Below are 936 nucleotides of genomic sequence, written 5' to 3'. Positions count from 1 at the left end.
GTTTCCGATCTCCCAGCGGCGCGCGAGCAGGTTCGCGACGAGCGCGAGCGCGTCCGCATAGCCGGGAATGCCGTGCTGCTCGGTCCAGCTTCGTGCGAGACAGGCGATGACGCGCAGATCCTTCGTGCGCGTGGACAGCGCCAGTGCGAGCCGCTCGACCGCGCGCCAGTCGGGCGCTTCGGCCGGGATCACGGTGTCGCCGTATTGCTGCGCGGCGCGCGGCGTCGCGCGCTCCTGCAGTTGCAGGAACTCGGCGTCGTATTCGAGGTTCGCGCCGCACGGGGCGTCGGGCGCGACATCCGCGAGCAACGGGCCGATCAGGTCGGCGCGCGGGGTCGCCGGCATGCCGGGTGGCACCGTGGACAATGCGGCGGCGGCCAGCGCCGCCTGGCTGACGTCATTCGAATGCATAGTCGATGTTGACCGGTTTGCTGCCGAAGTCGATCGCCACGGTGCGGTGCAACGGCGGCAGCGTGCCGTTGCGGATCTCGATCACGTAGACGCCCGGCGTCAGCGATACGGAGCGCAGCGGCGGGCTCGCGCCGCGCCGTGCGCCGTTCACGTAGACGTCGCCCCATGGCCGCACGTTGAATCGCACCTGGACGGTTTCCTGCGCCTTCGGCGGACGCGGCTGCGACTCGGCCGTTGGTGCGTTGACGGCCGCGACAGCCGTCTCTGCCTCCGACGGCGCCTTCGGCGCCTGTGTCGGCGCAGTCGCCGGTGTAGCGGCCGCTTCCGACGGCGGCACGTTGACGACACGCTCCGACGCATCGAGGCTGCCGACGGGCGCGATGGCGGAACCGGAACAGATCGGACGAGCGTCGTGTAGGGGAAGAGGGTGCGCAAGCGGGTCGCTCGAGGGGGGTGCCGGAGCCTGCGAAAAAAACGAAACACGAGCGACCGCAGGCGACACCAGCATCGACATACTAACCATAC

At 69.9% G+C, this 936-nt stretch carries 1 protein-coding gene and 1 pseudogene; both read right to left on the bottom strand.

The features are described from left to right. On the bottom strand, positions 1 to 345 hold a 345-nt coding region (locus tag G3N93_RS40765; protein WP_206135607.1), incomplete at its 3' end, for an ImpA family type VI secretion system protein. Positions 346 to 397: 52 nt separating this feature from the next. Then, positions 398 to 936 (bottom strand): annotated as a pseudogene (locus tag G3N93_RS40760) (serine/threonine protein kinase); the annotation flags it as partial.

The organism is Burkholderia sp. Se-20378, from assembly GCF_017104665.1.
GTDB classification, from domain to species: domain Bacteria; phylum Pseudomonadota; class Gammaproteobacteria; order Burkholderiales; family Burkholderiaceae; genus Burkholderia; species Burkholderia lata.
This window is presented reverse-complemented; position numbering and strand designations above follow the sequence as displayed.